Origin of the sequence: Bradyrhizobium forestalis, from assembly GCF_002795245.1 — a bacterium.
In the GTDB taxonomy this organism is placed as follows: Bacteria; Pseudomonadota; Alphaproteobacteria; order Rhizobiales; family Xanthobacteraceae; genus Bradyrhizobium; species Bradyrhizobium forestalis.
This window is the reverse complement of record NZ_PGVG01000022.1, coordinates 15,499-39,566: the sequence shown is the minus strand read 5'-3', so window position 1 is coordinate 39,566 and position 24,068 is coordinate 15,499. Positions and strand designations below refer to the sequence as shown.

Genomic DNA, 24,068 nt, shown 5'->3' with positions numbered 1-24,068 from the left:
GCGCGTGTGCCCGGAGCTGATCTGCCGACCTACAACGTCATCTTCATCGGCTCCGGATAGTAGTGGAAGCCGTCGCCTGCCTTGGCGACGTGGCCATAGCCCGGCCAGGCGAAGTGATAGGACATCACCGGGGTCTTGTTCGCCGCCAGCATCGTCAGCAGTTTGACGCGCGATTCAGCCGCCTGCTTGGGATCCGTGTCATAGGAGAACTCCATTCGCGGCCGCTCCAGCAGCAGCACCGAATGGTGCGAGAGGTCGCCGAGGAACGCGAACGATTTCCCCGCCGACGAGACCATGAAGATGGTGTGGCCGACGGTATGGCCGGGCGCCGCGATCGCCTGCACGCCGGGCAGGAATTCCTGGCCGTCCTTGAAGAACACGATGCGGTCGCGGACCGGCAACAGATTCTTGCGGGCGTGAACGACGAAGTCCTTGGCCGGGCTGCCCAGCTTGCCCTCGTCGGTCCAGAAATCGAAATCGGTCTGGGAGATGTAGACTTGCGCATTCGGAAACAGCGGCTTGCCGCCCTCGTCGACGATGCCCCCGATGTGGTCGATATGGGCATGCGAGCAAACCACGGCGTCGATGTCCTCCGGCTTGATGCCGGCCTCGGTCATGCTCTTCTGCTGCCGGCCGGTGCTGGCGCCGAACATCTTTGAGCTGCCCATGCCGGTATCGAACAGGATGAGCTTGTCGCCGGTGTTCACGATCGGCGAATTCTGTTCGAGCACGACATTGTCCGGCGACAGGAAATTGTCGGCGAGCATCTTCTTGACCTCTTCCTTGGGAACGCCAAGGAATGTCCCGGAGGGGTCGCCGAGCGGCAGCGGCCCGTCGGAGACGACGGTCACTTCCGCATCGCCGAGGATGAAGCGGTGCCAATAGGGCGTCTGGGTGCCGAGCTTGGGAGCCCGCGCCATCGCATTGCTGCCGAGTATTGCGCTGGCGCCGAGACCGGCGCCGAGTGCGAGTAGGGACCGACGTGAGACATCGAGTGTCATGCGTTTCCTCCGCCTTTGTCTTTTGTTTTGCGCAAGTTGTTCGCGCGTTGCGACCGCCTGATCGGCCCCGTGGCCAGCGACGGTGCAAGGCATGCTGCGCCGGTTGCGACAAGCTAGCAAGTGGAATTACTTGGCACTACACGCTGAACGAGAACGATGGTCGAAGCGCGAAGGCGACGTGCAAAGGCAGGATGCGCCCGAGCACGGAATTGCGCGTTACGCAATTCTCAAAGTGACGTCGTTGCCCTCTGTCTCGGCAAAACCCGCCTGCAGGACCTCTTCGCGCTTGTGACGGAGATGCGCACGCAGGATATGGGCGAGGCCGACGCCGTCGCGGCGCTGAAGCGCGTTGAGGATCGCCTCGTGCTCCTTCACGGCGAGCGCCCAGCGCTGCGGCGTCATCGGCGTGACGTAGCGCGCGCGCCGGATGCGCGCGGTCACCGAGGCGTAGAGCGACGTCAGCGCGGGATTTCCGGCTGCGGTGACGATGGCTTCGTGAATGGCGCGATTGCCGCGATAGTACTGGATCAGGTCGCCCTCGGAATAATGCCGCACCATGTCCGCATGCGCAGCGGCGATCTCATCGATCTCTGCGTCCGTGATGCGCTCGCAGGCGAGCTCGCCGGCGAGGGCCTCGAGGCCCTGGCAGACCTCGAACAGGTCGCGCATGTCCTTGTCGGTCAGTTTTGCCGCGCGCGAGCCGCGGTGCGGCAGCAGCTGCACGAGGCCCTCGGCGGCCAGCACCTTGAGCGCCTCGCGCAGCGGCGTGCGCGAGATCTCGAGCCGCTCGCACAGCTCACGCTCGGGAATCCGCGCGCCCGGCGGGATTTCACCGTCGAGCAGGATGGCGCGGATGCGGCCGACGACCTCCTCGTGAAGCATGGAAGCGCTCCATTTTGAATGCAAAAGCGAGATTATCTGGCGATAGTTGGAAGTTCCAGCTTGCTAATCGCAGATTTTGCATTCAAAAATGCAAAAAACAAGAAGGACATGAGGAAATGGACCTGGCTGCGGAGGCGGACGACCTCGTTTTTGAATGCAACGATGGCATCGGGCGGATCACCTTCAACCGCCCGCAGGCCCGCAATGCCTTTACCTTCGCGATGTACGAGCGGCTTGCCGCGATCTGTGAGGGGGCGAACCGCGACCATGCGATCAAGGTGCTGGTGCTGCGCGGGGCCGGCGACAAGGCCTTCGCCTCCGGCACCGACATCAACCAGTTCCGCGAGTTCAAGACACCGCAGGACGCCATCGACTACGAGAACCGCATCGATCGCGTGCTGACCACGCTGGAGCAGTGCAGGGTACCGACGATCGCGGCGATCAACGGGTTCTGCACCGGAGGCGGGGCGGGCATTGCTGCGGCCTGCGACCTCCGCATCGGCACGCGAAGCGCGAAAATCGGATTCCCCATCGCCCGGACGCTCGGCAATTGCCTGTCGATGTCCAATGTCAGCCGTCTCACCGCACTGATCGGCGCCGCTCGGGTCAAGGATCTCATCTTCACCGCGCGCCTTGTCGATGCCGCGGAGGCCGCAAGCGTCGGGCTGCTCGGCGAGGTCGTCGACGACCTTGCCGCCCTCGAGCGGCGCACCGAGGAGATGGCCCGGCTCGTCGCGAGCCATGCGCCGCTGACGCTGAATGCGACCAAGCAGGCTGTCAGCCGCCTGCAACGGCGGCTGACGCGGGACGAGGGCGAAGACCTCATCCTGATGTGCTACACGAGCCAGGACTTTCGCGAAGGGCTCGATGCTTTCCTCAACAAGCGCGCGCCGCAATGGCGCGGCCAATAGGACGAGCCGATGCAAAGCAATCGATCGCAATCCACGTCTCGCCGTTCGGGACCGCTGGCCGGCCTCAAGGTCATCGACCTCACCCACGTCATGGCGGGACCGACCTGCACCTTGATGCTCGCCGACATGGGCGCCGACGTCATCAAGATCGAGAAATGGCCGAACGGCGACGATACCCGTCACTCCGTGCCGCCGAAGATCGGCGACGAGGCGGCATCCTTCCTGATGATGAATCGCAACAAGCGCGGCATCGTGCTGGATCTGAAGACCGACGGCGGCAAGCAGGTGCTGCGGCGGCTGATCGCGGATGCCGACGTGCTGGTCGAGAACTTTGCGCCCGGCGCGATGGAGCGCCTTGGCTTCGGCTACGAGGCGCTGCACGCCGAATTCCCGGCGCTGATCTACTGCTCGCTGTCGGGCTTCGGCCGCACCGGTCCCTACAAGCACCGCAGGGGATTTGACCTTGTCGCACAAGCGATGAGCGGCATCATGAGCTTTACCGGCGAACGCCCCGACGGCCCGCCCGTCAAATGCGGTCCGCCGCTGTCCGACATCACCGCCGGCCTGCTCGCGAGCATGGGCATCCTTGCGGCCTACACGCATCGTCTCAAGACCGGCGAAGGGCAGTGGGTCGAGACCTCGCTTTATGAAGCTGCGCTGGTGCAGACCTATTGGCAGTCGACCATCGCGCTCGCGGCGGGCACTGCGCCGCGCGCGATGGGCTCGGCCCATCCGCTCAATGCGCCGTATCAAGCCTTTGAAGCCTCTGACGGCTGGCTCGTGGTCGGCGGCGCCAACAAGAAGCATTGGCTGTTGATGCTGGAAGCACTCGGCGCGAGCGAGCTCGCCGCCGATCCGCGCTTCGTCACCGGCGCCGATCGCATGGCGAACCTGAAGGAGCTCGAGGCCGTCCTGAGCGAGCGCTTCCGCACCAGGTCGCGGGCGCATTGGCTCGCGGCGCTGGACGAGAAGGGCGTGCCGTGCGGCCCCGTGCACGACATGCTGGAGGCCCTCAGCGATCCGCAGACGCTGGCGCGCGAGATGGTCATCGAGGTCGAGCACTCCAAGCTCGGCCCCGTCAAGACGATCGGGCTTCCCATCAAGTTTTCGGAGACCCCGGGCAAAGTGCTGTCAGGTGCGCCGGTCTATGGTGAGCACACGAGCGAGGTGCTGGCCGAGCACGGGTTCGACCAGTCACGAATCGAAGCGCTCGAAAAAGAAGGCGCGATCGTGCTGGCATCAGGACGACGCGAGGAACGCGTCGCCTGAGCTGGTATCGATACGACAAGAAAAAAGACAAAATCAGCTGGAGGAAATCATGGGTCGGACGTCAACATTTCTGCTCTCCGCAGCCGTAACCGTGCTCGCCGGCACGATGCCGGCACTCGCCGCCTGGCAACCGCAAAAGCCGATCGAGTTCGTCGCCACCGCCGGCCCCGGCGGCGGCACCGACAACCTCGCCCGCGCGGTGCAGAACATCATCACCAAGCACAAGCTGACGGAGCAGCCGATCGTCGTCGTCAACAAGGGCGGCGGCAGCGGCGCCGAAGGCTACGTCTACGGCAAGGCCTCCGCGGGCGATCCCTACAAGGTGATCTTCGGCACCTCGAACGCCTGGCAGCAACCGCTCGTCTCCAAGGTCGCGTTCAACTACACCGATCTCACCCCCATTGCGGCGATGGCGCAGGACGAGTTCCTGCTCTGGGTCAAGCAGGACACGCCCTACAAGACGGCGGGCGATTATCTGAAGGCGGCCGCATCGGGCGAATTCAAGATGGGCGGCGCGCAGTCCAAGGACACCGACGAGGTGTTGACGCGCATGATCGAGAAGGCCGGCAAGGTCAAGCTGACCTACATTCCCTTCAAGAGCGGCGCCGAGACCGCCGTGCAGCTCGCCGGCGGACATCTCGATTCCCACGTCAACAATCCCAGCGAAAGCCTCGGGCAATGGCGCGGCGGCACGCAGCGACCGCTGTGCGTTTTCAGCCCGAAGCGGCTGCCGCAGGGGCCGAAGGTCACTGCAACCGAAGGCTGGAGCGACGTTCCGACCTGCGTCGAGCAGGGCCTCGACATCAAGCAATATGAGCAGCCGCGCACCGTGTGGCTGCCCGGCAAGGTCACGCCGGATCAGGCGGCGTTCTATGTCGACCTCATGAAGAAGGTGCAGGCGACGCCGGAGTGGAAGGACTACATCGAGAAGACCTCCCAGGTCGACACGTTCCTGACCGGTGCCGCGTTCGACAAATTCATCAAGGAGGACCTCGAACACGTCAAGCAGGTCGCGGGCGAGCAGGGCTGGCTCGTCAAGTGAGGCGGGGCAGGCAGGTCGCCTGCGGCCATCCTTCGAGACGCCCGCCTGAGGCGGGCCCTCAGGATGAGGTCGCAAGTTGCGGCGAGATGTCAGACCCTCATGGTGAGGAGCCCGCCAAAGCGGGCGTCTCGAACCATGCAGGCCGAACTCGTTCGGCAGGCCCCCCAGTCACATGGATAGCTCCGCCTTCATAGGTACCACGCCATGATCTCCCGCCGCGCGCTTGAGCTTGCGACCGCCATCCTCACCGGCAGCTTCGGTGTGGCCGTAATCGCCTCCAGCCTCGACAACGGCATCGGCTGGTCGAGCGCAGGCGTGGACGCCGGCACGTTTCCGTTCCTGACCGGAATCATCGTCGTGCTCGGGAGCCTGTACAATCTGGTGAGGGGCGCGTTGCCGGCTGCGACGCTCGCAAGCGTTCCCATCGCGATCACGCCGCTCGAGCTGCGCCGGCTCGCCGGCCTGTTCGTGCCGGCTGCGATCTTCGTCGCTGCGATTCCGCTCGCCGGGATGTACGTCGCCTCGGCGCTGTATGTCTTCGCAGTGCTGGCGATCCCCCGGCACCAATCCGTGCCGCGCGCGCTCGCCATGGCGGCGGCCACGGCGCTCGCGCTCTACGTCGTGTTCGAGCGCATGTTCCAGGTCAGCCTGCCGCACGGTGCGCTCGCCGCCGCCTTCGGGTTCTGACGGAGACACCGATGGATAATCTCGCAGAGCTCCTGCACGGCTTCACCATCGCGGTCACGGTGCCGCATCTGGCCCTGATGGCGGTCGGCGTGCTGCTCGGCATTCTCGTCGGCGTGCTGCCGGGGCTGGGCGCCCCGAACGGCGTATCGCTGCTGTTGCCGCTGACCTTCGGCATGCAGCCGGTGTCGGCGATCATCCTGCTCTCCAGCATGTATTGGGGCGCGCTGTTCGGCGGCTCGGTGACCTCAATCCTGTTCAACATTCCGGGCGAGCCGTCGTCGGTCGCGACCACCTTCGACGGCTATCCCATGGCGCGCGACGGCCGGCCGACCACGGCGCTCGCGACCGCCTTCGGCTCGGCGGCGTTCGGCGCGCTGATCGGCGTCATCCTGATCACCTTCCTCGCATCCTGGGTGGCGCAGGTTGCGCTCGCGTTCGGGCCGGCCGAGTATTTTGCAGTCTATTTCCTGGCCTTTGCCAGCTTCGTCGGCATGGGCGGTGCGGCGCCGATCAAGACCGTCGTGGCGCTGGCGATCGGCTTTGCGATCGCCGCCATCGGCATCGACACGGTGTCCGGCAGCGTGCGCCTCACCATGGGCGTGGATGAGCTGGTCAAAGGCGTGAGCTTCGTCGTCGCGGTGATGGGCCTGTTCGGCATTGGCGAGCTCTTGGTCGCCGTCGAGGAGGAGTTTCACGCCCGCGCCGTCTCCTCGAAGATCGATTGGCGCGAGGTGTTTCGCGCCGTCGGGCGGCTGCGGCGGCACGGCGTGGCCCTGCTGCGCAGCGCCGCGATCGGTTGCTGGATGGGTATCACGCCGGGTGGCCCGACCGCGGCTTCTTTCATGAGCTACGGCATCGCCCGCCGCTTCTCCCGCCGCGGCCGGCATTTCGGCACCGGGGAGGTCGAAGGCATCATCTCGCCGGAGACGGCCGATCATGCCGCCGGGACCAGCGCGCTGCTGCCGATGCTCTCGCTCGGCATTCCCGGCTCGGCGACCGCGGCCGTGATGATGGGCGGACTGATGATCTGGGGCCTCAATCCCGGGCCCATGCTGTTCGTCGACAGCAAGGACTTCGTCTGGGGTCTGATCGCCTCGATGTATGTCGGCAACATCGTCGCTGTCGCGCTGGTGCTGCTGACCGTTCCGGTCTTCGCCGCCCTGATGCGGATTCCCTTCGTGGTGATCGCGCCGCTGATCGTGATCATCTGCGTCGTCGGCGCCTATTCGGTGTCGAACTCCTATCTCGACGTCGTCATGATGCTCGGGTTCGGGATCGTCGGCTATCTCTTCAAGAAGCTGTTCTATCCGCTGGCGCCGCTCGTGCTCGCGATCGTGATCGGCGACAAGGCCGAGGACGCGTTCCGGCAGTCGATGCTGATCTCCAAGGGATCGCTGGGCATCTTCTTCGCGAACAAGCTGGTGACGTGCCTGATCGTGGGCGGCATCGCGCTGCTGCTGCTTCCGCTTGTGCTGCAGCTGGCGCGGCTCTGGCGCAAACCCGCATCGCCCGCGATCGACACGCCGGCCCAGGAAAAGGTGATCATATGACCGCAAAGCCGCTCATTGCATTGGCAATGGGAGATCCCGCCGGCATCAGCCCGGAGCTGACGGCCAAGCTCGTGGCGCAGGACGACATCCGCGCCCGCTGCCGGCTCGTCGTCATCGGCGACCGCCGCATCTTCGACGAAGGCGCACGCATTGCCGGCGTCGAGCCGGAGCTGAAGATGGTGGAGCAGGGCGCCGACCTTCGCGCGGCGCGAGAAGATGCACTGTTCGTCGATCTCCGCCACCTCGATCCCAGGGAGGTCGAGCCGAAGACCGCGACGCTCGCCGGCGGAAAATTCGCGCTGGCCAATTACAGGCGCGCGCTCGAATTCGGCCGCGACGGTCATGTCGACGCGGTCTGTTTCACCCCCTTCAACAAGCAGGCGATGCGCCTTGCCCGTGCCGAGTACGACGACGAGATCGCGTTCTCGGCCGAGGTCGTCGGCCTTAAGACGCCGGCAAGCGAATTCAACGTGCTGGACCGGCTCTGGAACGCACGGGTCACCTCCCACATCCCGCTCAAGGACGTCGCTGCCAAGCTGTCGCGCGAACGTATCCATCGCGCGCTCAGGCTGACCGATTCCTGCATGCGCAATGCCGGTTTTGCGCGGCCGCGCATCGCGGTGGCAGGTCTCAATCCCCATGCCGGCGACGGTGGCAATTTCGGCCGCGAGGAGATCGACGTGATCGCGCCGGTCGTCGCGGACGGTCAGCGCGAGGGCATTGCCGCGGAGGGGCCGTTCCCGGCCGACACCGTGTTCCTGCGCGCCAAGGCCGGCGCCTTCGATGCCGTGCTGACGATGTATCACGACCAGGGCCAGATCGCGATGAAGCTGATGGGCTTCGACCGCGGCGTCACCTTGCTCGGCGGCTTCCCTTTCCCGATCTGCACGCCCGCGCACGGCACCGCCTACGACATCGCAGGGCAAGGCATCGCGTCGATCGGCGCCGGCCGCGCCGCGTTGCTGCTCGCCGCGGAGATGGCGATGCGCCGCGCCGCCTGATTTGCACGCGCTGCGGCTCGTCTCGCGCGTCCGTTTGTCCTTTTCGGGAAAAACTGGAAACTTCCGCCGTCGCGACGAGTTGGCGTCCCATGAACGACTCCACAACGGAGCTGAAACATGGTCGACGACGGCCCGCTACGAAATGCGGCGGCTACGGTCTGATGTGCGAAAGGGGGCAGATATTCATCTTTCTTGTCTTCGCCCTGGCGGGAGTACCTGCGCTTGCTGCCGAAATGACCGCGGACGCTGTCAATTCGGCCCAGCCATCGACGAAGACTCTCTCGAACGAGAAGCCGACCTCGGCGGGGGGGCGGCTGCAGGTCCTCCTGGACAGGGCGCACTTCTCGCCCGGCGAGATCGACGGCAAGTTCGGAGAGAACGCCAGGAAGGCGCTGCGTGCCTATGCGGAGGCGCAGCAATTGCCGGGTTCGGACGCCTTGACGGCGGAGGTCTGGAAGGCGCTGCTGGCCGACGACCGGCCGGCGACGGCGACCTACACCATCGCCGAGCAGGACGTGGCGGGCCCGTTCCTGCGTAAGCTGCCATCCAAGCTGGAGGAGATGAAGGACATTCCGAAGCTCGGCTTCACCAGTCCGCGCGAGGCATTGGCCGAGAAATTTCACATGAGCGAGCAGCTCTTGGCGACGCTCAACCCTGGGCGCCATTTCGATCGCGCCGGCGACATCATCGTCGTCGTAGACACTTCCGGCGGAGCAGGTGGCGCGCCCGTCCAGGCAGGCAGGGTCGAGATCGACAAGAGCCGGCAGACGGTGAGGCTGTTCGATAAGTCGAATGCGCTGATCGGATTTTATCCGGCAACCGTTGGAAGCGAAGAGAAGCCGTCGCCCTCTGGCAGGCTGAAGGTCACGGAGGTGAGCCGAAATCCGACCTACCGCTACAATCCCGATTATCACTTCAAGGACGTCCGTTCCCGCAAGCCGTTCACCATCAAGCCCGGTCCGAACAATCCTGTCGGAACGGTCTGGATCAACCTGTCCGCCGAGGGCTATGGCATTCATGGGACGCCATCGCCGGGAAAGATCTCCAAGGCGCAGTCGCACGGCTGCGTGCGCCTCACCAACTGGGATGCCGAACGCGTCGCAGCCAGCGTCTCGAAAGGTACGCAGGTCGCGTTCGTGGATGGTTCGGGCTGACGCGTGACGTTGCGATAGCCACAGTCGACTGCTTGTCAGCCGCAACCCGGGCACCCTCAGGGCTATCGCATATGAACCATTTGACTCGTTGCGGCGGATTGTGCGCACGCCTCGTCCTTCGAGACGGCGCTTACGCGCCTGCTCAGGATGAGGCTAATCGGCGTCAGCGCCCGTTGAAACTGCTCCCGCACACTCCGTCCTCATCCTGAGGAGCCCGCGCAAAGCGGGCGTCTCGAAGGATGGCCGTAGGGAGAAGCTCGCAAATGCGATAGCCCTGCGGGCACCCTGAAACACGTGATCATCCGTAGTGAAGTGAACGCGCCTCTACCGTTCCAGAGCGAGCCGCGAACCGCCGATACGGCGATATTCTGCAAGAAAATGCTCGTTCGGCAGACTGCCGTCCGCGTTGCGGGAATATTCCCTCTTCAAGCCATTGAGAAAGAACATCTCGTGTGTGCGCGCGTGCTTGGCTTCGATGGGGCCGCGCGAGCGCAGCTCGAACAGCCCGTGGACGTGTCCGGCCACGGTCTCCGAGACGTTGATGTGTCCGGCAACCCCGAAGGCTTCCATGAACCACGCGGTGTTGACGGCATCGCCCCAGATGTCGAAGGTCATTCTACGGTTACCGACGACACCGGAAATGACCGGTCCGGTATGGATTCCGATGCGCAATTGCAGGGCGCGTTCGCCGATTGCTTCGCACTGCGCCCTCAGGTGATCAAGCCGCGCCCGCATCTCCAGCGCCGCGAGGCAGACATCGATCGAGTGCCGCCGGTCGGGCGAAATGACGCCCGCAACGGCCATATAGGCGTCGCCCATGGTCTTGACTTTCTCCAGGCCATAGCGTGCGCCGATTTCGTCCAGGGCCGAGAAATATTCGTCGAGGAGATGGATGAGGCTGGCCGGCTCGGTCCGTTCGGCCAGTTGCGTAAATCCCTGAATATCCGCAAATAGAATGGTGGCAGACCGGGTGTATTTCGGCTGAACTCTGCCGCGTTGCGTCAGCTCGTCGGCGATCGGCGCCGGTAAGACGTTGCGCAGCAGTTCCTCGGCACGCGCTCGTTCGGCGGCGGTCTCGAGGCGAGCCTGTTCCAACTGCCTGATCGTCTGGTGATATTCGATCAGCTTCCGGCGCAGTTCCAGTTGGGCGAGCACCTGGTGCGACAACATTCGCAGCGCCTCTGTCTGCTCGAAGGAAAGCTGCCTGGGCTCGAAGTCCATCACGCAAAGCGTTCCGAGTGCATAACCCTCGTCGGTAATGAGCGGCATGCCGCAATAGAACCGACAGGGCGGTGTCAGCGAAACCATCGGGCTGTTTTCAAAGCGCGGATCTCGCTTCAGGTCGGGAATGACGAGCAGTTCGGTGCCGCAAATCGTCGTTGTGCAGACGGCAGTCTCGCGCGGAGCATCGGTGACTTCGGCCGGCAGGCCATATCGTGCCTTGAGCCAGCGCCGGTCGTCGTCGATAAAGCTGATATGCGAGACCGGGCAGCCGCAAATTTGCGCCGCGAGCTCTGTGATTTCGTCGTAAGCGGCTTCCGGCGCGCTATCTACGATGCCGAGCGCGTGCAGAGCGGCCAACCTCTCACTTTCATTTGTGGGTGCCAATAACGGCATGTCGGCCTCCGCGACGGAGAACCTCGGATGGGTCCCGCCCAACGGAAATCGAGCGGTCGCCCACTCCGTTCATTTGGGGCGTGCTGGCCGCGCGACAAGTGGCGTTTCAGCGGGGCCTGAGCCGGTTCCACCAGCGATCGACTTATGGGTTCACATGCTTGTGCACGGAACTCCGCGGAGGGGAGCATCCCGCTGGACGACGACGCATCGATAGCGTGACGATTGTCGGTCTCCGCTGGCAGGTCTGACACTACTTCGCGAGAGGCGTCGTCAACTCCTTGTCGTTCGTGTCGACCACGAACACGGCAAGCAGCTTCGCAGGCTCGGTGTCGCTGGCGTTGGCGCTGACGGCATGGCGATCGCCTGGCTTTTCAAAGAAGTTCTCTCCCCTGTGAAAGACCTTTGCGGGGCCGTCATTGAGCTGGCTGCGGATCGCGCCTTCCAGGACCGTGGCATAGATGAAGGCCGAGGGCGCGTGGATGTGGGCCGGCGAGGAGCCTCCGGGACCGTACTCGACCAGAACGCCCTTCATGCTCTTGCCCGGGACGTTCGGCAGCGCCTGGTCGAACACGATCGACACTTTCGCCGATGGGGCCGCCGGCTCGGCTGCATGGGCCGTCAGGACGGATGCGGCATAAACCGCCGTTGCGATCAATAGTCTGCGCATGGGATTTCCTTCATTGCCGGAGCTGGAGTGATGGCAGGACCGCCTGAGCCTCAGAGGCTCGCGAGCCATGTTGCGAGCGGCGTCGTTCCGAGCCGCGCCTCGCCGAGCGGGTTCAGCGATGTGTCGTCGATGGGGGCGCCGTAATACAGCGCCTTCGGATCTCCGATCACGGGACGTGTGTCGCCGGACGCCTTCAGGCGGCGCGCGATGAATTCATTGAAGGGGGCCTTCTCAGGTCCCGCGATATCGATCGTGCCGTTGAGCGGCCGGCCGGTTGTGACCTCCGCGAGGCGATCGACGACGTCGTCGGCCGCTATCGGCTGAAACTGAGCCGTGGGAACGACGATCTTTCCGTCGATCACGCCGGTGTCGGCGATGGCCCCGAGGAATTCGAAGAACTGGGTGGCGCGCACGATCGAGTAGGGGACCGAGGCGGACTTGATGATGGTTTCCTGCGCCAGCTTGGCACGGAAATAGGCGTTGTCGGGTGAGCGGTCGGTGCCGACGATCGAGAGCGCCACGTGATGTTTCACGCTCGCTGCGGCCTCGGCCGCGACGAGATTCTTGCTCGAACGCTGGAAGAAATCGAGCACGGCAGCCGGCTCCCAGGACGGCGCGTTGGCGACGTCGACGACGACGTCAGCACCGGCCAGCGCCGCGGCAAGGCCTTCCCCGGTCACGGCGTTCACGCCGGATTTCGGCGAGGCTGCCACCGCCTCGTGGCCCTGCCGTTTGAGCTTCGCCACGAGCCTGGATCCGATCAATCCCGTTCCGCCGATGACGACGATCTTCATGGCATGTCTCCTCGTTATTTCGGAGCGCGAGATGACGACGGCCAATCGGGAACTCGCGCTTCTCACGTCGATCAACGTGATGCGAAGCGACTCTATCCGACCCGAGGCGCTGGCTCTTGCCCGTAACGGACGTGTCTTGCCGGAAAATGCTTTAGAAGCTGGGCTGTGATGTCACAAGATCGGACCGCAAGGGGATCATTCCCTCGGGCCGTGAACGCAACCTGCAATGGTCGTAGATTGCCAGTGTTTTGCCCGACGTGTCAAAGCGTTTTGACGGCGGCAAGACGGCAACGAAGCCTTTAGAAAACGCCAATGAAAACAACCCTCAAGCTACTGTGCATGGGGTTGTTTTCGCGAGTTTGGATCGGGGCGAGATGACGGCCGCTTCTCGCCTCACGCCGCGCAGACGATCACGCCGTACCAGCCGAGCCCGCGATAGGTCTCGTAGCCCGGCGTGGCATGGAACGCGACCAGCGTCCCGGTGCGTTCGTGATAGAAGCCGGAGCGCTGGCCGTTCAGCGAGATCGAGATGCGCTCGCTGAGGATGCCCTGGCCGTCGGAGGCCGCGATCACGCGAAAATTCGAATCGACCAGCAGCACGCGCGCCTTGTCGCTGTCGCCGACGCGCACGCCCTGGACGATGGCGCGGGCCTGCGGCTCCCAGTCGAAATGGATGGCGAGGACGCCGATCGGCGCACCATTGGCCTGGCCGCCGGCACGGACGCTGGCGCAATAGGTCGCGACCTGCGCATTGCCGAGCAGCGGCTGGTTCTCGACGTCGCCGGCGACATAGTCGTCGCCGGAGCGCAAGGATCGCGCCTCGCGAAACCATTTGGTGTGGGCGACGTTCTGGCCGACGACGCGGAAGCGGTCGGCGCGACCGTTGGCGATGACGTTGCCGTCGAGGTCGCAGAGCCACAGATCGAGATAGACGGTGTAGGCCCCGAGGATCACGCCGAGGCGCTGCGAGGCATGGGAGACGACCGCAGCGCCAGGTGAGGCCGCGCAATCGACCACGGCGGAGTCGGTCGCCCACCAGCGCACGTCGCAGGTGCGTTCATAGAGATTGCGGTCGATCAGCTCGATCGCGTTGAGCGACAGGTCGACCATCCGCTCGCCGCGGGAGCGCTGGCTCATGCGCTCGATCGAGGCGACGAGATCGCCCGTGCGTTTCGTCAATTGGGTCTCGAGCTCGCGGGCGATGGTCTCGACCTGCTGGCCGACGCCGCGCACCTCCTGCGCCACTACCGCAAAGCCCGCGCCTTGCGAGCCGGCGCGCGAGCTCTCGATCAGCGCGTTCAGCGCCAGCATCTTCATCTGGTTGGTGATCTGCTGGATCGACTTGGTCTTGTCGACCGCGATCTGGTTGACCTCCGCAGTCAGGCGGTTGATCAGCGCGGAGATGTCGGAATCATCGTCAGTAGGTTCGGTGGCAATCGGCTTGGCTTTCAGACCCAGCGCAGCAGACATCGGGACTTCCCTTGGCAATGAGGTCTGATCTGCAATGAACTGGGAACAACAACTTACAGATCGAATACGATTCTTTTTCGAGGATTCCGCCTAACGCCTGCTTAATTTGCTGTTCGGCGGAATGCCTAAATGGTAGTCACTCCGGCCTGCCGGGCGGCCATCCACCGCTTTGTGTGGCCGGGCCGTTGCAAATCCGGGCCGATTGCCGGCCAATCCCTTGAAGCCAGTGACCGTGCGTCCCGCGTGATCGCCTGGACCTTCGAGTTCCCAACAACCTGCCTTCCCCGTCATGACGCCACCCGCCACCGCCTTGCCCATCGAAGCGCCCCAGGCTTTCCTGGGCGTGGCGCGTTCGCTCACCGACAAGCTCTGGCGCGACCGTCTGGACGGGCGCGGGGCGGCCCAGGCGCTCGCCATCGTGCAGCGGCACCAGCTGCCGGAGCTGCTGGCGCGGGTGCTGGCCGGCCGCGGTATCGATATCGACGCGGTGCCTGACTTTCTCGATCCGACCATTCGAAAGCTGCTGCCGGATCCGTTCACGGTGACGGAGATGGAGGCCGCCGCCAAGCGGATCGCCGATGCGGCGGCGAAAGGCGAGAAGGTCGCGATCTTCGGCGACTACGACGTCGACGGCGCGACCTCGGCGGCGCTGCTGGCCTGGCACCTGCGCCATTGCGGGCTCGATCCGCTGATCCACATTCCCGACCGGATTTTTGAGGGCTACGGCCCGAACGTCGAAGCCGTGCGCGGGTTGGCGGCAAAGGGCGCGACGCTGCTCGTCACCGTCGATTGCGGCACCACCAGCATCGAGCCGCTCGCCGAGGCGAAGCGCCTCGGCATGTCCGTGGTGGTGATCGACCACCACCAATGCGGTCTGGATCTCCCCGAGGTCGATGCTCTGGTGAACCCGAACCGCCCCGACGATCTTTCGGGCCTTGGCCACCTCGCCGCCGTCGGGCTCGTGCTGGTGACGCTGGTCGCGGTCAATCGCGAGCTGCGCCAGAGCGGTTTCTGGACGAGCGAGATGCCCGAGCCCGACCTGCTCGGCATGCTGCATCACGTCGCGCTCGGCACGGTCGCCGACGTGGCCCCGCTGATCGGCCTCAACCGCGCCGTCGTCGCCAAGGGTCTGATTGCGATGCGGCGGCGCGACCATGTCGGCCATACCGCGCTGATGGATGTCGCACGGCTCAATGGCCCGCCGGAAGCCTGGCATCTCGGCTTCATGCTGGGGCCGCGCGTCAATGCCGGGGGCCGCATCGGCCGCGCCGATCTCGGCGTGCGGCTGCTGCTCGAAGGTGACAGCGTCGAGGCAGCACGGATCGCGGCCGAGCTCGACCGGCTCAACAATGAGCGCCGCGTCATCGAGCAGGCGGCCGAAGCGCAGGCCGAAGCCGAGGCTCTGGCTTCGATCGGTTTCGAGGACAAGCTCGGCGTCATCGTCACGGCCTCCGAAGGCTGGCATCCCGGTGTGGTCGGCCTCGTCGCCTCGCGGCTGAAGGAGAAGTTTTCGCGGCCTGCCTTTGCCATCGCGCTCGAGCCCGGCGGCATCGGCACCGGCTCGGGCCGCTCGATCGCCGGCGTCGATCTCGGCAAGGCGGTGCGGCAGGCGGTCGCCGACGGTATTCTGCTCAAGGGCGGCGGGCATGCGATGGCCGCGGGCGTGACGCTGCGGAAGGAGAAGCTCGCCGAATTCCGCGCCTATCTCGAACAGGCGCTGGCACGCGACGTCGCCGAGGCGCGCCACGTCAACGAGCTCTATATCGATGGTGCGGTCTCGGCGCGTGCGGTGACGCCGGAGCTTGCGACCACGCTCAACCGCGCCGGTCCCTTCGGCAGCGGCAATCCGGAGCCGGTGCTGGCGCTGCCGGCACATCAACTCGTGTTCGCTGACGAGGTCGGGCAGGCGCATCTGCGCCTGCGCTTCAAGGCGGGTGACGGCGCCATCGTCAACGGCATCGCATTCCGTTCGGTCGGCCAGAAGCTCGGCAATGCGCTGCTCGCCAATCGCGGCCAGCAGATGCATGTCGCGGGCTCGCTCTCGGTCGATCGCTACCAGGGCGCCGAGCGTGTGCAATTCCGCGTCGTCGACGTCGCGCTACCGGATCAGGGGCCATCCGTGATTAGATAATTACGGCCTCGAACAACAAAAAAGAAAGGGAGTGAACATGGCAGGGCAGGTTGAGGGCAAGGTCGCACTGGTGACGGGCGGCGCCTCGGGCATCGGTGAAGCTATCGTCGAGCTGTTCGCGCGCGAGGGCGCGACCGTTGTCATCACTGACATCGACGAGCTGCGCGGCCCTGAACTCGCCAAGCGCGTCACAAGCGCCGGCGGCAAGGCGATCTTCCTGGAGCAGGATGTCACCAGCGAGGAGCGCTGGATCGAGATCGTCGCAGAGATCGGCAAGCGCTACGGCCGGCTCGACGTGCTCGTCTCCAATGCCGGCATCGGCATCTCCGTGCCATCGATCGTCGACATGACGCTCGGTGACTGGCGCAAGCAGAATGCGATCAATCTCGACGGCGTGTTTCTTTCGGTCAAGCATTGCCTGCCGTTGATGCGCAAAACCGGCGGCGGCTCGATCATCATGATGTCCTCGCTGGCGGGCCTGCGCGGTGCGCCCGGCCTGTCGGCCTATTCCGCCACCAAGGGCGGCGTGCGGCTGTTTGCGAAGTCGATCGCGATGGAGTGCGCCGCGGCCGGCGACGGCATCCGCGTCAACTCGGTTCATCCCGGCATCATCGATACCCCGATCTGGGGCAAGATCCCGACAGGCGCGACCGGCGCCGGCCAGAACGCGCCGATCGATCCCGAGGAGCGCGCTCGTGTCGTCACGCCACTTGCCCGTGCCGGCCAGGCGGCGGAGATCGCGTCCGGCGTGCTGTATCTGGGCTCCGATGCTTCGCGCTACGTCACCGGCAGCGAGCTCGTCATCGACGGCGGCATGAACGCGGGCGGCGTGCCGCGGCGGGCCTGAGCCGCGCAGGGCAGGGTGGCGGTCGCAGGGGCTGACGTGCAGGCGCAGTCCCTGTACAACGCGTAGGCAGCTCCCGACCGACAGAGGTGTCCTTGCCATGGCGCACAGCCTTCACGCTTCCTCACCCGCGCCAGCGCCATTCCGCTCCAACCGGCCGGACCTCGCCACCGATGCGATCCGCACCGCGCGCGAGGATTTGGCCGCCTGCTTCCGCATGGCCGCGCGCAACGGTTTTGAGGAGGGCATCTGCAATCACTTCTCGGCCGTGGTGCCGGGGCATGACGATCTCTTCCTGGTCAACCCCTACGGCTACGCCTTCCGCGAGCTGACCGCGTCAAAGCTCTTGATCTGCGACTTCCACGGCAACGTGCTCGACGGCGAGGGCGTGCCCGAAGCGACCGCCTTCTACATCCATGCCGAGATGCACAAGCGCCTGCCACGCGCCAAGGTCGCCTTCCACACGCACATGCCCTACGCCACGGCGCTGTCGATGACCGAGGGCGAGCCCCTGATCTGGGCCGGCCAGACCGCGCTGAAATTCTACGGCCGCACCGCGGTCGATCGCGATTACAACGGCCTCGCGCTCGACAACCGCGAAGGTGCGCGTATCGCGTCCGCTGTCGGCGATGCCGACATCGTCTTCATGAAGCATCACGGCGTGATGGTGCTGGCCCCGACCATCGCCGAAGCCTGGGACGATCTCTATTACCTCGAGCGCGCCGCCGAGGTTCAGGTGCTGGCGATGTCGACAGGACGGAAAGTGCTGCCAGTGGATCCCGCTGTTGCGGCCGAGACCTACAGGCAGATGCGTGAGGGCGACTCCGAATCCGCGCGGCTGCACCTCGCCGCGATCCGCCGTCAGCTCGATGCGGAGGAGCCGCAGTATCGGCACTGAAGCCGCAAATGTCATTCCGGGGCGCGCGAAGCGCGAGCCCGGAATCCATCGCGCAGCAGGCGAGGTGGGGAAATGGATTCCGGGCTCGCGCCAAGTGGCGCGCCCCGGAATGACAGCTACGACCCCTGCCGCAGCTTCGCCAGCACCTTCAGCCCGCCATAGCCATCGGCCGGCGTGATCCCGGCGCGCTGCTGAAAATCCTTGACCGCCTTCATCGTGTCGTTGCCGACGCGCCCGTCGGTGCCGCCGGTATCGAAGCCGGCCTTGGTCAGGCGCGTCTGCATCTCCTGCACCTCGGCGAGCGTCAGCGCGCGCTCGGAGCCGGGGAAGGGTTGGATGAAGGATGGGGCTCCCAGGCAGCGATCGCCGAGATGGCAGATCGCCAGCGCATAGTTCATGGAAGGGTTGTAGCTCTTCACCGAATAGAAATTCGGTCCGAGCAGGAAGGTTGGCCCGCCCGCAACGGGCGTCCACATCTGCGCGGATGCGTTCGGCTGAGGAAACGCCTGGCCGTCCGCGCGGGTGACGCCAGCGGCAGCCCAAGCTGCATAGGTCCGGCTGCCGCTCATCTCGCCGGGCGCACGCACTTCGTAGCCCCAGTGCTCGCCCCGGTGCCACTTGCCGCGATTGACGAGATATTTCGCGGTCGAGCCCAGCGCGTCGTCGGGCCTGCCGAACGGCGAGACCTTGCCGTCGCCGTCATAGTCGATGCCGACATTGAGCCAGACCTCCGGCATCCATTGCGAATGCCCCATCGCACCGGCCCAGGATCCCCGCATCTCCTCCGGCGTGCTCCAGCCCTTGTCGACGATGCGCAGCGCGTTGATCAGCTCGGTCTCCCAATAGGCCTTGCGGCGCGGCTCATCCCAGGCGAGCGCGGCGAGCGACGGAAACACCGGCCTCATGTGGTTCTGCTGCACCAGGGGATCGCCATAAGCGGACTCGACGCCCCACAGCGCCAGCAGCGTGCCGCGCTCGACGCCGAAATCGCGCTCGATGCGGGCGAGCAGAGCCTCGTTGCTCTTCAGCGCGATCTTGCCGTTGATGATGCGCCAGTCCGAGACTCGGCGGTTGATGTATTGCCAGACCTGCTCGTGAAATTCGGGCTGATTGCGCATCTGCTTGAACACGCTCATGTCCGGCTCGACCCGTCCCATCGCGCGCTGCCATGTCGCGGTGGAAATACCTTTTGCCATCGCGCGTGCGCGAAAGCTCTCGCGCCATTCGTCGAAGCCCGGAGGCGCGGCGAGAGCGTGGGGCGGGAGTGCAAGCAAAGCGGCTGCACCGAGCGTTGACTGGAGCAGGGCCCGGCGCGTGCAGCGGAGCGAGGAATCAGCGTGCTTCATGGGCACATTCTAGCCGGAAACATGGCCCGTGTGAGTCGGTTCCTGGAACAGCAAGGACGTGTCAATTCTGCCGGATTGCGCCGGCCGTTCCCATCGGAACAAGTGTCGCATCTCCCGCATTCAACGACTGACGGAGCTGGGCCTTGGCGATATGCCGCGGCCCCGCCTCCGTATGCCGTCCGTTCATTGAAACTTCGGGGTGGAATGAAGATACGCAAGCATGCGGAAAGCCATGTCGTCGAACTCGACGACGGATCGCAATGGAAGATCTTTCCCGGCGACCTCGCGACCACGCTGAGCTGGAAGCCCGAAACCGATCTGCGTATCGAGCAGTGCGGTGAGCGGATGAGTTCGCACGTGCTGGTGAATACCGGCGACCAAAGCCGCGTGCGGGTGATCCCGGCCGACGAGACCTGGCCGGATGGCGAGGTCAAGGATGCGTTGAAGGGCGGGTAGCATCCTTATGAGCGCGAAGACCGCCTAGCCCTCCTGCAACTCGGCCGCGATGCCGGCGAGCCAGCGGCGGATCGCAGTTTCCGCCTTGATATCCAAGCCCCGAGCGAGGCGCTTCTCCAATTCGAGCACACGCTGCCGGCACGCTTTCAAAAGAGCCGCCCCGCGCGGTGTCAGCGTCCACTGCTGGATGCGGCCGTGGACCGGATGGGGCGTCATCGCGATCGCGCCGTCGCGTTCGAGATTGCGGATGATGACGCCGACGGTCTGGGGCGTCAGGAAGGTGAGGCGGGCGACGTCGGCCCCCGAGAGGCCCGGATAGGCGTTCAGCATGGTCAGCACCGCGAATTGCGGTGAGGTCACGCCGAGATCGGCGAGAGTGCGTTCCATCGTCAGGCGAACCGCGGCGTGGGCCTGGCGCAGAAGATAGCCCAGATAGCCTTGCTCACCACGTTTGCCTTCGCCGGGCGCGGGAATATGCACGACGCCGCCGTCGGCAGGTGCGGGCGTCTTGCGGGCGGTTTTCGATCTTGCGGCGGCCGCGGCCTTGCGTGACATATCAGAACTCTTATAAGATGTAAGCACACTTATAATAAGACGAGGTGAGCGGCAATGTCACACGCCCGCAGCGAATATGAAGATTTCAAGCGGATCGCGCCCGATGCGTACGATCTGGTGCTGGCGCTGGGCCAGCTCGCGGCCAAGGCCGGCCTCGACAAGCAGCTGCTCGAGCTGGTCAAGCTGCGCGCCTCGCAGATCAACGGCTGCGCCTTTTGCGTGCAGCATCACGTCCTGTTGTCGGAACGGATCGGGGTTCCCGTCGACAAGCTCCATCTGGTCGCGGTCTGGCGCGAGGCGCCGATCTTTTCGCCGCGCGAGCGTGCTGCGCTGGCCTGGGCCGAGGCGCTGACCTGCCTGCCCGACGGCGTCAGCGAGGAGGTCTACGCGGAAGCGTCTGGCGAATTCTCCGAGACTGAGCTGACGTACCTGACGTCAGCGGTTGCCTCGATCAACGTCTGGAACCGCTTTGGCGCGGCGTTTCGCTGGACGCCTGCAAAGCGGCCGGTCGCAGCGGCCGCCGCTGCATCCTGATGGAGACAAGGGGAGATCACGATGACAGCCATGAGCTTTGCTGCCGTGCAGTGTCCGGCGCCGTCGCGTTCGACGACGCTCGCCGTCGTCGCAGGGCTCGCCTGCGCGCTTGCGATCGGCAAGGCGCTGCCGGTGACGATGGACACCGTCTCAGGCGTGCTGGCCCCGCTTTGCGCCACCGCGGCGGAGAGTTCGCCGCTCGACAAGGTCGAGCCGATCGGCTCCTACGCGCTGCCGAACGTCCCGGGCAAGCGCGTCACCATCGTGCGCGTGTCCTATGGTCCGGGCGGGTTTTCGCGGCCGCATCGTCACGCGGGCTCGGTGACGGCCTACATCACCAAGGGCGAGATCCGCTCGCAGCTCGGCGGTGGCCCGGTCGAGACGTTCGGCGTCGGCCAGTCCTTCTTCGAACCGCCCGGCTCGACGCATCTCGTCTCGGCAAATGCCAGCGCGACCGAGCCTGCGGAGTTGATCGCAGTGTTCGTGGCTGATGAGGGCGCCCAGCTCACGACGTTCTTGGAGTAGCTGGCACTCGTAATCCGCAACCGCCGTGTTCCGGTCGACCTCGATCGTCTCAACCGTTTCCATGCCGGCGCGAGACCGTATTCGACTGCCGGAATTGCAAGTGCGCCGACAAGCAGTCCAAGTGCGCCTGAGATGGCTGCCTCGACCGACCATTCGATGATGCCGGCAACCGATGGAAGGACATGCGCGGCAGCCTCGGTCGCGGCATGCGCCGCGCGGCCGATCGCGGGCGGGCCGTATTTTTCAATGCCGTGCAGGATGATGCCGCCGCCGACCCAGATCATGGCGGCGGTGCCAATCGTGCTCAGCACCGCCAGGAAGGAGGGCATGCCGCGGACGAGCGCGCGTCCGAGCAGGCGGATCGCGCCGCCAATGACAGAGGCGCCGTCGTAGCGCGCAAGGGCCACGCCGACATCGTCCGCCTTCACGATCAGCGCGACCACGCCATAGACCCCAACGGTGATGAAGAGGCCGACCAGCGCCAACACCAGCGCCTGCGTCCAGATGCTGCCCGCCGGGAGGGCCGCCAGCGTGATCGCCATGATTTCCGCCGACAGGATGAAATCGGTCTTGATGGCACTCGCGACCTTCTCGTCCTCGACGGATCGGGCATTCAACGCGATCGGCTGGAGCTGAGACTCGTGGTGGTGCGCGTGATGCGGCAGCATGGCCTCAAGCACCTTCTCGGCGCCCTCGTAGCAGAGAAAGGCTCCGCCTAGCATGAGCAATGGCGTGACCGCGGCGGGAAGGAAATAACCAAGCAGCAGGGCAATGGGCAGCAGGATCAGCAATTTATTGCGCAGCGATCCGACCGCGATCTTACCGACGATCGGCAGTTCGCGTTTCGAAGCGAAGCCGATGACGTAGTTCGGCGTGACGGCCGTGTCATCGATGACCACGCCAGCCGCCTTCGTGCCCGCCTTGGCCGCCTGGCTCGCCACATCGTCGAGCGAGGCCGCTGCCACCTTTGCAATCGCCGCGATATCATCGAGAAGACCAATCAGTCCGACACTCATCAACCCTGTCCCTTCTTCGTTCGGGCCGGTGGTGTGCGCGACAACACACTCTTGCACCGCCCGGGGCATCGGAACGAGCAAGCCGTCAATTGTCCTCGCCGCTCGATCCCTCGCGCAGGTCCGGCTTGAGCACGTCCTCGGGCAGCGCATGCGCCACAGGCTGTGGGGCCCCCGCAATGTCGGGCCCGACCTCGCGGCCGCGGGCGCGGATCAGGCGTTCATAGGCAGAGACCAGCGTGACGTAAGGGCTGACCCAGATCCAGCCGTCGCGGGTGAACACCTGGACGTCGAAATGCAGGTGCATCGACGTGCCGGCGGGGTGGTCGAGATAGTTCGAGATCACACCGATCTTCTCGCCTTCGGTGACGATGCGGCCATTGAGCACGCCATCGGCGTTCATCACCTGCGGATTCATGTGCATGTAGCGGAAACGGATGTGCTCGGTGCGGCTGTTGACTTGAAGCGTCGCGGCCTGGTCCTTGGCTCCGCGGATGACGATCGCATCGCGTACCGCGACGACGCCGCGCTGCTTGGGATCGCAGGGCTCGCGGCCTTCACCGGGCGGCGGGCAGTCGGCGGCGCGGATATCCTCGCCCTGGTGGCCGTAGCCTCCACCACATTGCCACACCTCGAAACTGCGCGACTCGCAGAAATTGTCGCGCCAGGGATAGGCGGTCAGACCTTCGCTCTTGTCGCGCTTGCCATAGGATTGCGAACGCACGAAGGCGGGCGCCTTCTCCAGCGGAAAGCGGATCTGGGCATAGGCGATCGTGTCGGGATGGCCGCCCTGCTTGCGGTAGCCGGTGTTCGGGATGATGTCACCGCTCGGCCGGTAGCTGAAATCCGGTGAACGCGCCGCGGGGCGATCGATGACATTGGAGGCAATGTCCGTCAGCGGCCGCATGCGCTGGCCGCCTGCGACGCGCAGCGCCTTCAGGAAGCGCTCGGCAACCGGATAGGCCTCCTTGCAGGCGAGTCGCCGCGGTCTGGCGACGCTGTCGAGGCACTGGATCGACACCACATAGGCGACGCCGAAACGGGTGAAGGCGTAGCGAACATAGCCTTCCCGGATGAACTTGCGCAGATCCGGGTAGGTTGCCGCGAGCGGCTTGACTGGCTCGCCTTTGCCGCCGGCGGGATCGGCGATGTCGTAGACGAGCGCTGAGCCCGTGATTTGCACTTCGACGGGCCTTGCGAACACTCGGCTCGGCATGCCGTCGCCGGCGCCAGGCTCGAACGAGAAGGTCGCGCTGTAGCCGGCAGGACCGGCATCGAACATCTCGACGGGATTGAAGTCAGCCTGGTAGCGCGACAGCGCGAGCGTCACCGGCACGCCGCTGCGCTGCGCCTCGAGGTACGCGGCGGCGTCAAACGGCAGCAGCACCGGCACGGGACTTCGGGTAATGCCGGTGAAGAAGTGCGAGGAGATCGCGTTGAGCTGCACCAGCGCGGGCATCGCGCGCGGATCGTAGCGCGGCACCGAACGGCGCGGTGCGAAGATGAAGTCGCCCGCAATCTGGGGGTGGCCATTGATCTCGATACGGAGCTGATCGAGCGCCGCGCGCCAGTCGACGCGCAGGGCCGTGAGCGAGGAGCTGCGGAATTCATCCGCAGCGAGCGGTCCGGCAATAAGGAGGGACAGCAGCGCCAGGAGAGGCGAGACGAAGCGGAAACTCTCCCTGCCCACTGTCTCGCCCCCGGCGGTACCTGTTCCGATC

The 24,068-nt window shown here is 65.2% G+C and carries 23 protein-coding genes and 1 pseudogene; 14 read left to right on the top strand and 10 right to left on the bottom strand.

Features of this window, described 5'->3' with window-relative positions; translation table 11 throughout:
- Positions 1 to 29 precede the first annotated feature (29 nt).
- Positions 30 to 1,001 carry an MBL fold metallo-hydrolase gene (locus tag CVM73_RS24030; protein WP_100234330.1) on the bottom strand — a complete coding sequence of 324 codons (972 nt, stop codon included), beginning with the start codon at positions 999 to 1,001 and terminating at the stop codon, positions 30 to 32.
- 216 nt (positions 1,002 to 1,217) lie between these two features.
- On the bottom strand, positions 1,218 to 1,883 hold the full coding sequence (locus tag CVM73_RS24025) for a GntR family transcriptional regulator (protein WP_100234329.1): 666 nt from the start codon (positions 1,881 to 1,883) through the stop codon (positions 1,218 to 1,220).
- Between the two features lie 116 nt (positions 1,884 to 1,999).
- Here CVM73_RS24025 and CVM73_RS24020 point away from each other — a divergent pair, with 116 nt between their 5' ends.
- From CVM73_RS24020 to CVM73_RS23990, 7 genes are all read left to right on the top strand, one after another.
- Positions 2,000 to 2,794, top strand: a complete 795-nt coding sequence (locus tag CVM73_RS24020; protein ID WP_100234328.1) for an enoyl-CoA hydratase/isomerase family protein — start codon at positions 2,000 to 2,002, stop codon at positions 2,792 to 2,794.
- 9 nt (positions 2,795 to 2,803) lie between these two features.
- Entirely contained in the window at positions 2,804 to 4,063 is a 1,260-nt protein-coding gene (locus CVM73_RS24015) for a CaiB/BaiF CoA transferase family protein (RefSeq protein WP_100234327.1), read from the top strand.
- Between the two features lie 49 nt (positions 4,064 to 4,112).
- A complete protein-coding gene (locus CVM73_RS24010; protein WP_100234326.1) occupies positions 4,113 to 5,105 on the top strand; it encodes a Bug family tripartite tricarboxylate transporter substrate binding protein in 993 nt (330 codons plus the stop codon).
- A 204-nt stretch (positions 5,106 to 5,309) separates the two neighbouring features.
- The gene (locus tag CVM73_RS24005; RefSeq protein ID WP_100234325.1) at positions 5,310 to 5,792 is read left to right on the top strand and encodes a tripartite tricarboxylate transporter TctB family protein; all 483 of its coding nucleotides are present in this window, start codon (positions 5,310 to 5,312) and stop codon (positions 5,790 to 5,792) included.
- An 11-nt stretch (positions 5,793 to 5,803) separates the two neighbouring features.
- Positions 5,804 to 7,342, top strand: a complete 1,539-nt coding sequence (locus tag CVM73_RS24000; RefSeq protein ID WP_100234324.1) for a tripartite tricarboxylate transporter permease — start codon at positions 5,804 to 5,806, stop codon at positions 7,340 to 7,342.
- On the top strand, positions 7,339 to 8,343 hold the full coding sequence (locus CVM73_RS23995; protein WP_100234323.1) for a 4-hydroxythreonine-4-phosphate dehydrogenase PdxA: 1,005 nt from the start codon (positions 7,339 to 7,341) through the stop codon (positions 8,341 to 8,343). The genes CVM73_RS24000 and CVM73_RS23995 overlap by 4 nt, the downstream gene beginning before the upstream one ends.
- 233 nt (positions 8,344 to 8,576) lie before the next feature.
- On the top strand, positions 8,577 to 9,497 hold the full coding sequence (locus CVM73_RS23990; RefSeq protein ID WP_430641318.1) for a L,D-transpeptidase family protein: 921 nt from the start codon (positions 8,577 to 8,579) through the stop codon (positions 9,495 to 9,497).
- Between the two features lie 324 nt (positions 9,498 to 9,821).
- Here the strand turns inward: CVM73_RS23990 and CVM73_RS23985 are convergent, their stop codons facing one another.
- From CVM73_RS23985 to CVM73_RS23975, 3 genes are all read right to left on the bottom strand, one after another.
- The gene (locus CVM73_RS23985; protein ID WP_146006652.1) at positions 9,822 to 11,114 is read right to left on the bottom strand and encodes an adenylate/guanylate cyclase domain-containing protein; all 1,293 of its coding nucleotides are present in this window, start codon (positions 11,112 to 11,114) and stop codon (positions 9,822 to 9,824) included.
- Between the two features lie 250 nt (positions 11,115 to 11,364).
- A complete protein-coding gene (locus CVM73_RS23980) occupies positions 11,365 to 11,781 on the bottom strand; it encodes a cupin domain-containing protein (protein WP_100234320.1) in 417 nt (138 codons plus the stop codon).
- Positions 11,782 to 11,831: 50 nt separating this feature from the next.
- Entirely contained in the window at positions 11,832 to 12,575 is a 744-nt protein-coding gene (locus tag CVM73_RS23975) for an SDR family oxidoreductase (protein ID WP_100234319.1), read from the bottom strand.
- 31 nt (positions 12,576 to 12,606) lie between these two features.
- On the opposite strand from CVM73_RS23975, the gene CVM73_RS39790 reads away from it, so the two are divergent.
- A complete protein-coding gene (locus tag CVM73_RS39790; protein WP_158237603.1) occupies positions 12,607 to 12,744 on the top strand; it encodes a hypothetical protein in 138 nt (45 codons plus the stop codon).
- Positions 12,745 to 12,968: 224 nt separating this feature from the next.
- Here the strand turns inward: CVM73_RS39790 and CVM73_RS23970 are convergent, their stop codons facing one another.
- On the bottom strand, positions 12,969 to 14,045 hold the full coding sequence (locus CVM73_RS23970; RefSeq protein ID WP_100234318.1) for a methyl-accepting chemotaxis protein: 1,077 nt from the start codon (positions 14,043 to 14,045) through the stop codon (positions 12,969 to 12,971).
- A 289-nt stretch (positions 14,046 to 14,334) separates the two neighbouring features.
- On the opposite strand from CVM73_RS23970, the gene recJ reads away from it, so the two are divergent.
- From recJ to CVM73_RS23955, 3 genes are all read left to right on the top strand, one after another.
- On the top strand, positions 14,335 to 16,176 hold the full coding sequence (gene recJ / locus CVM73_RS23965) for a single-stranded-DNA-specific exonuclease RecJ (RefSeq protein WP_100234317.1): 1,842 nt from the start codon (positions 14,335 to 14,337) through the stop codon (positions 16,174 to 16,176).
- Positions 16,177 to 16,213: 37 nt separating this feature from the next.
- Entirely contained in the window at positions 16,214 to 17,023 is an 810-nt protein-coding gene (locus CVM73_RS23960; RefSeq protein WP_167407020.1) for an SDR family NAD(P)-dependent oxidoreductase, read from the top strand.
- A gap of 97 nt (positions 17,024 to 17,120) precedes the next feature.
- Entirely contained in the window at positions 17,121 to 17,918 is a 798-nt protein-coding gene (locus tag CVM73_RS23955; protein ID WP_100234315.1) for an aldolase, read from the top strand.
- A 116-nt stretch (positions 17,919 to 18,034) separates the two neighbouring features.
- On the opposite strand, the gene CVM73_RS23950 is transcribed toward CVM73_RS23955, so the two are convergent.
- The gene (locus CVM73_RS23950; protein ID WP_100234314.1) at positions 18,035 to 19,264 is read right to left on the bottom strand and encodes a lytic murein transglycosylase; all 1,230 of its coding nucleotides are present in this window, start codon (positions 19,262 to 19,264) and stop codon (positions 18,035 to 18,037) included.
- A 204-nt stretch (positions 19,265 to 19,468) separates the two neighbouring features.
- Between CVM73_RS23950 and CVM73_RS23945 the strand changes: the two genes are divergently transcribed.
- Positions 19,469 to 19,720, top strand: a complete 252-nt coding sequence (locus CVM73_RS23945; protein WP_100234313.1) for a hypothetical protein — start codon at positions 19,469 to 19,471, stop codon at positions 19,718 to 19,720.
- A gap of 24 nt (positions 19,721 to 19,744) precedes the next feature.
- Here CVM73_RS23945 and CVM73_RS23940 read toward each other — a convergent pair whose 3' ends face one another.
- Positions 19,745 to 20,275: a MarR family winged helix-turn-helix transcriptional regulator gene (locus CVM73_RS23940; RefSeq protein ID WP_100234312.1), complete on the bottom strand. Its 531-nt coding sequence runs from the start codon at positions 20,273 to 20,275 to the stop codon at positions 19,745 to 19,747.
- 54 nt (positions 20,276 to 20,329) lie between these two features.
- On the opposite strand from CVM73_RS23940, the gene CVM73_RS23935 reads away from it, so the two are divergent.
- Complete coding sequence (locus CVM73_RS23935) at positions 20,330 to 20,809, top strand: carboxymuconolactone decarboxylase family protein (RefSeq protein WP_100234311.1); 480 nt, start codon at positions 20,330 to 20,332, stop codon at positions 20,807 to 20,809.
- 21 nt (positions 20,810 to 20,830) lie between these two features.
- Entirely contained in the window at positions 20,831 to 21,334 is a 504-nt protein-coding gene (locus CVM73_RS23930) for a cupin domain-containing protein (RefSeq protein WP_100234310.1), read from the top strand.
- A gap of 41 nt (positions 21,335 to 21,375) precedes the next feature.
- On the opposite strand, the pseudogene CVM73_RS23925 reads toward CVM73_RS23930, so the two are convergent.
- Positions 21,376 to 22,350 (bottom strand): annotated as a pseudogene (locus tag CVM73_RS23925) (DUF808 domain-containing protein); the annotation flags it as partial.
- Between the two features lie 85 nt (positions 22,351 to 22,435).
- Complete coding sequence (locus tag CVM73_RS23920; RefSeq protein ID WP_245452416.1) at positions 22,436 to 24,037, bottom strand: M23 family peptidase; 1,602 nt, start codon at positions 24,035 to 24,037, stop codon at positions 22,436 to 22,438.
- Between the last annotated feature and the right edge of the window lie 31 nt (positions 24,038 to 24,068).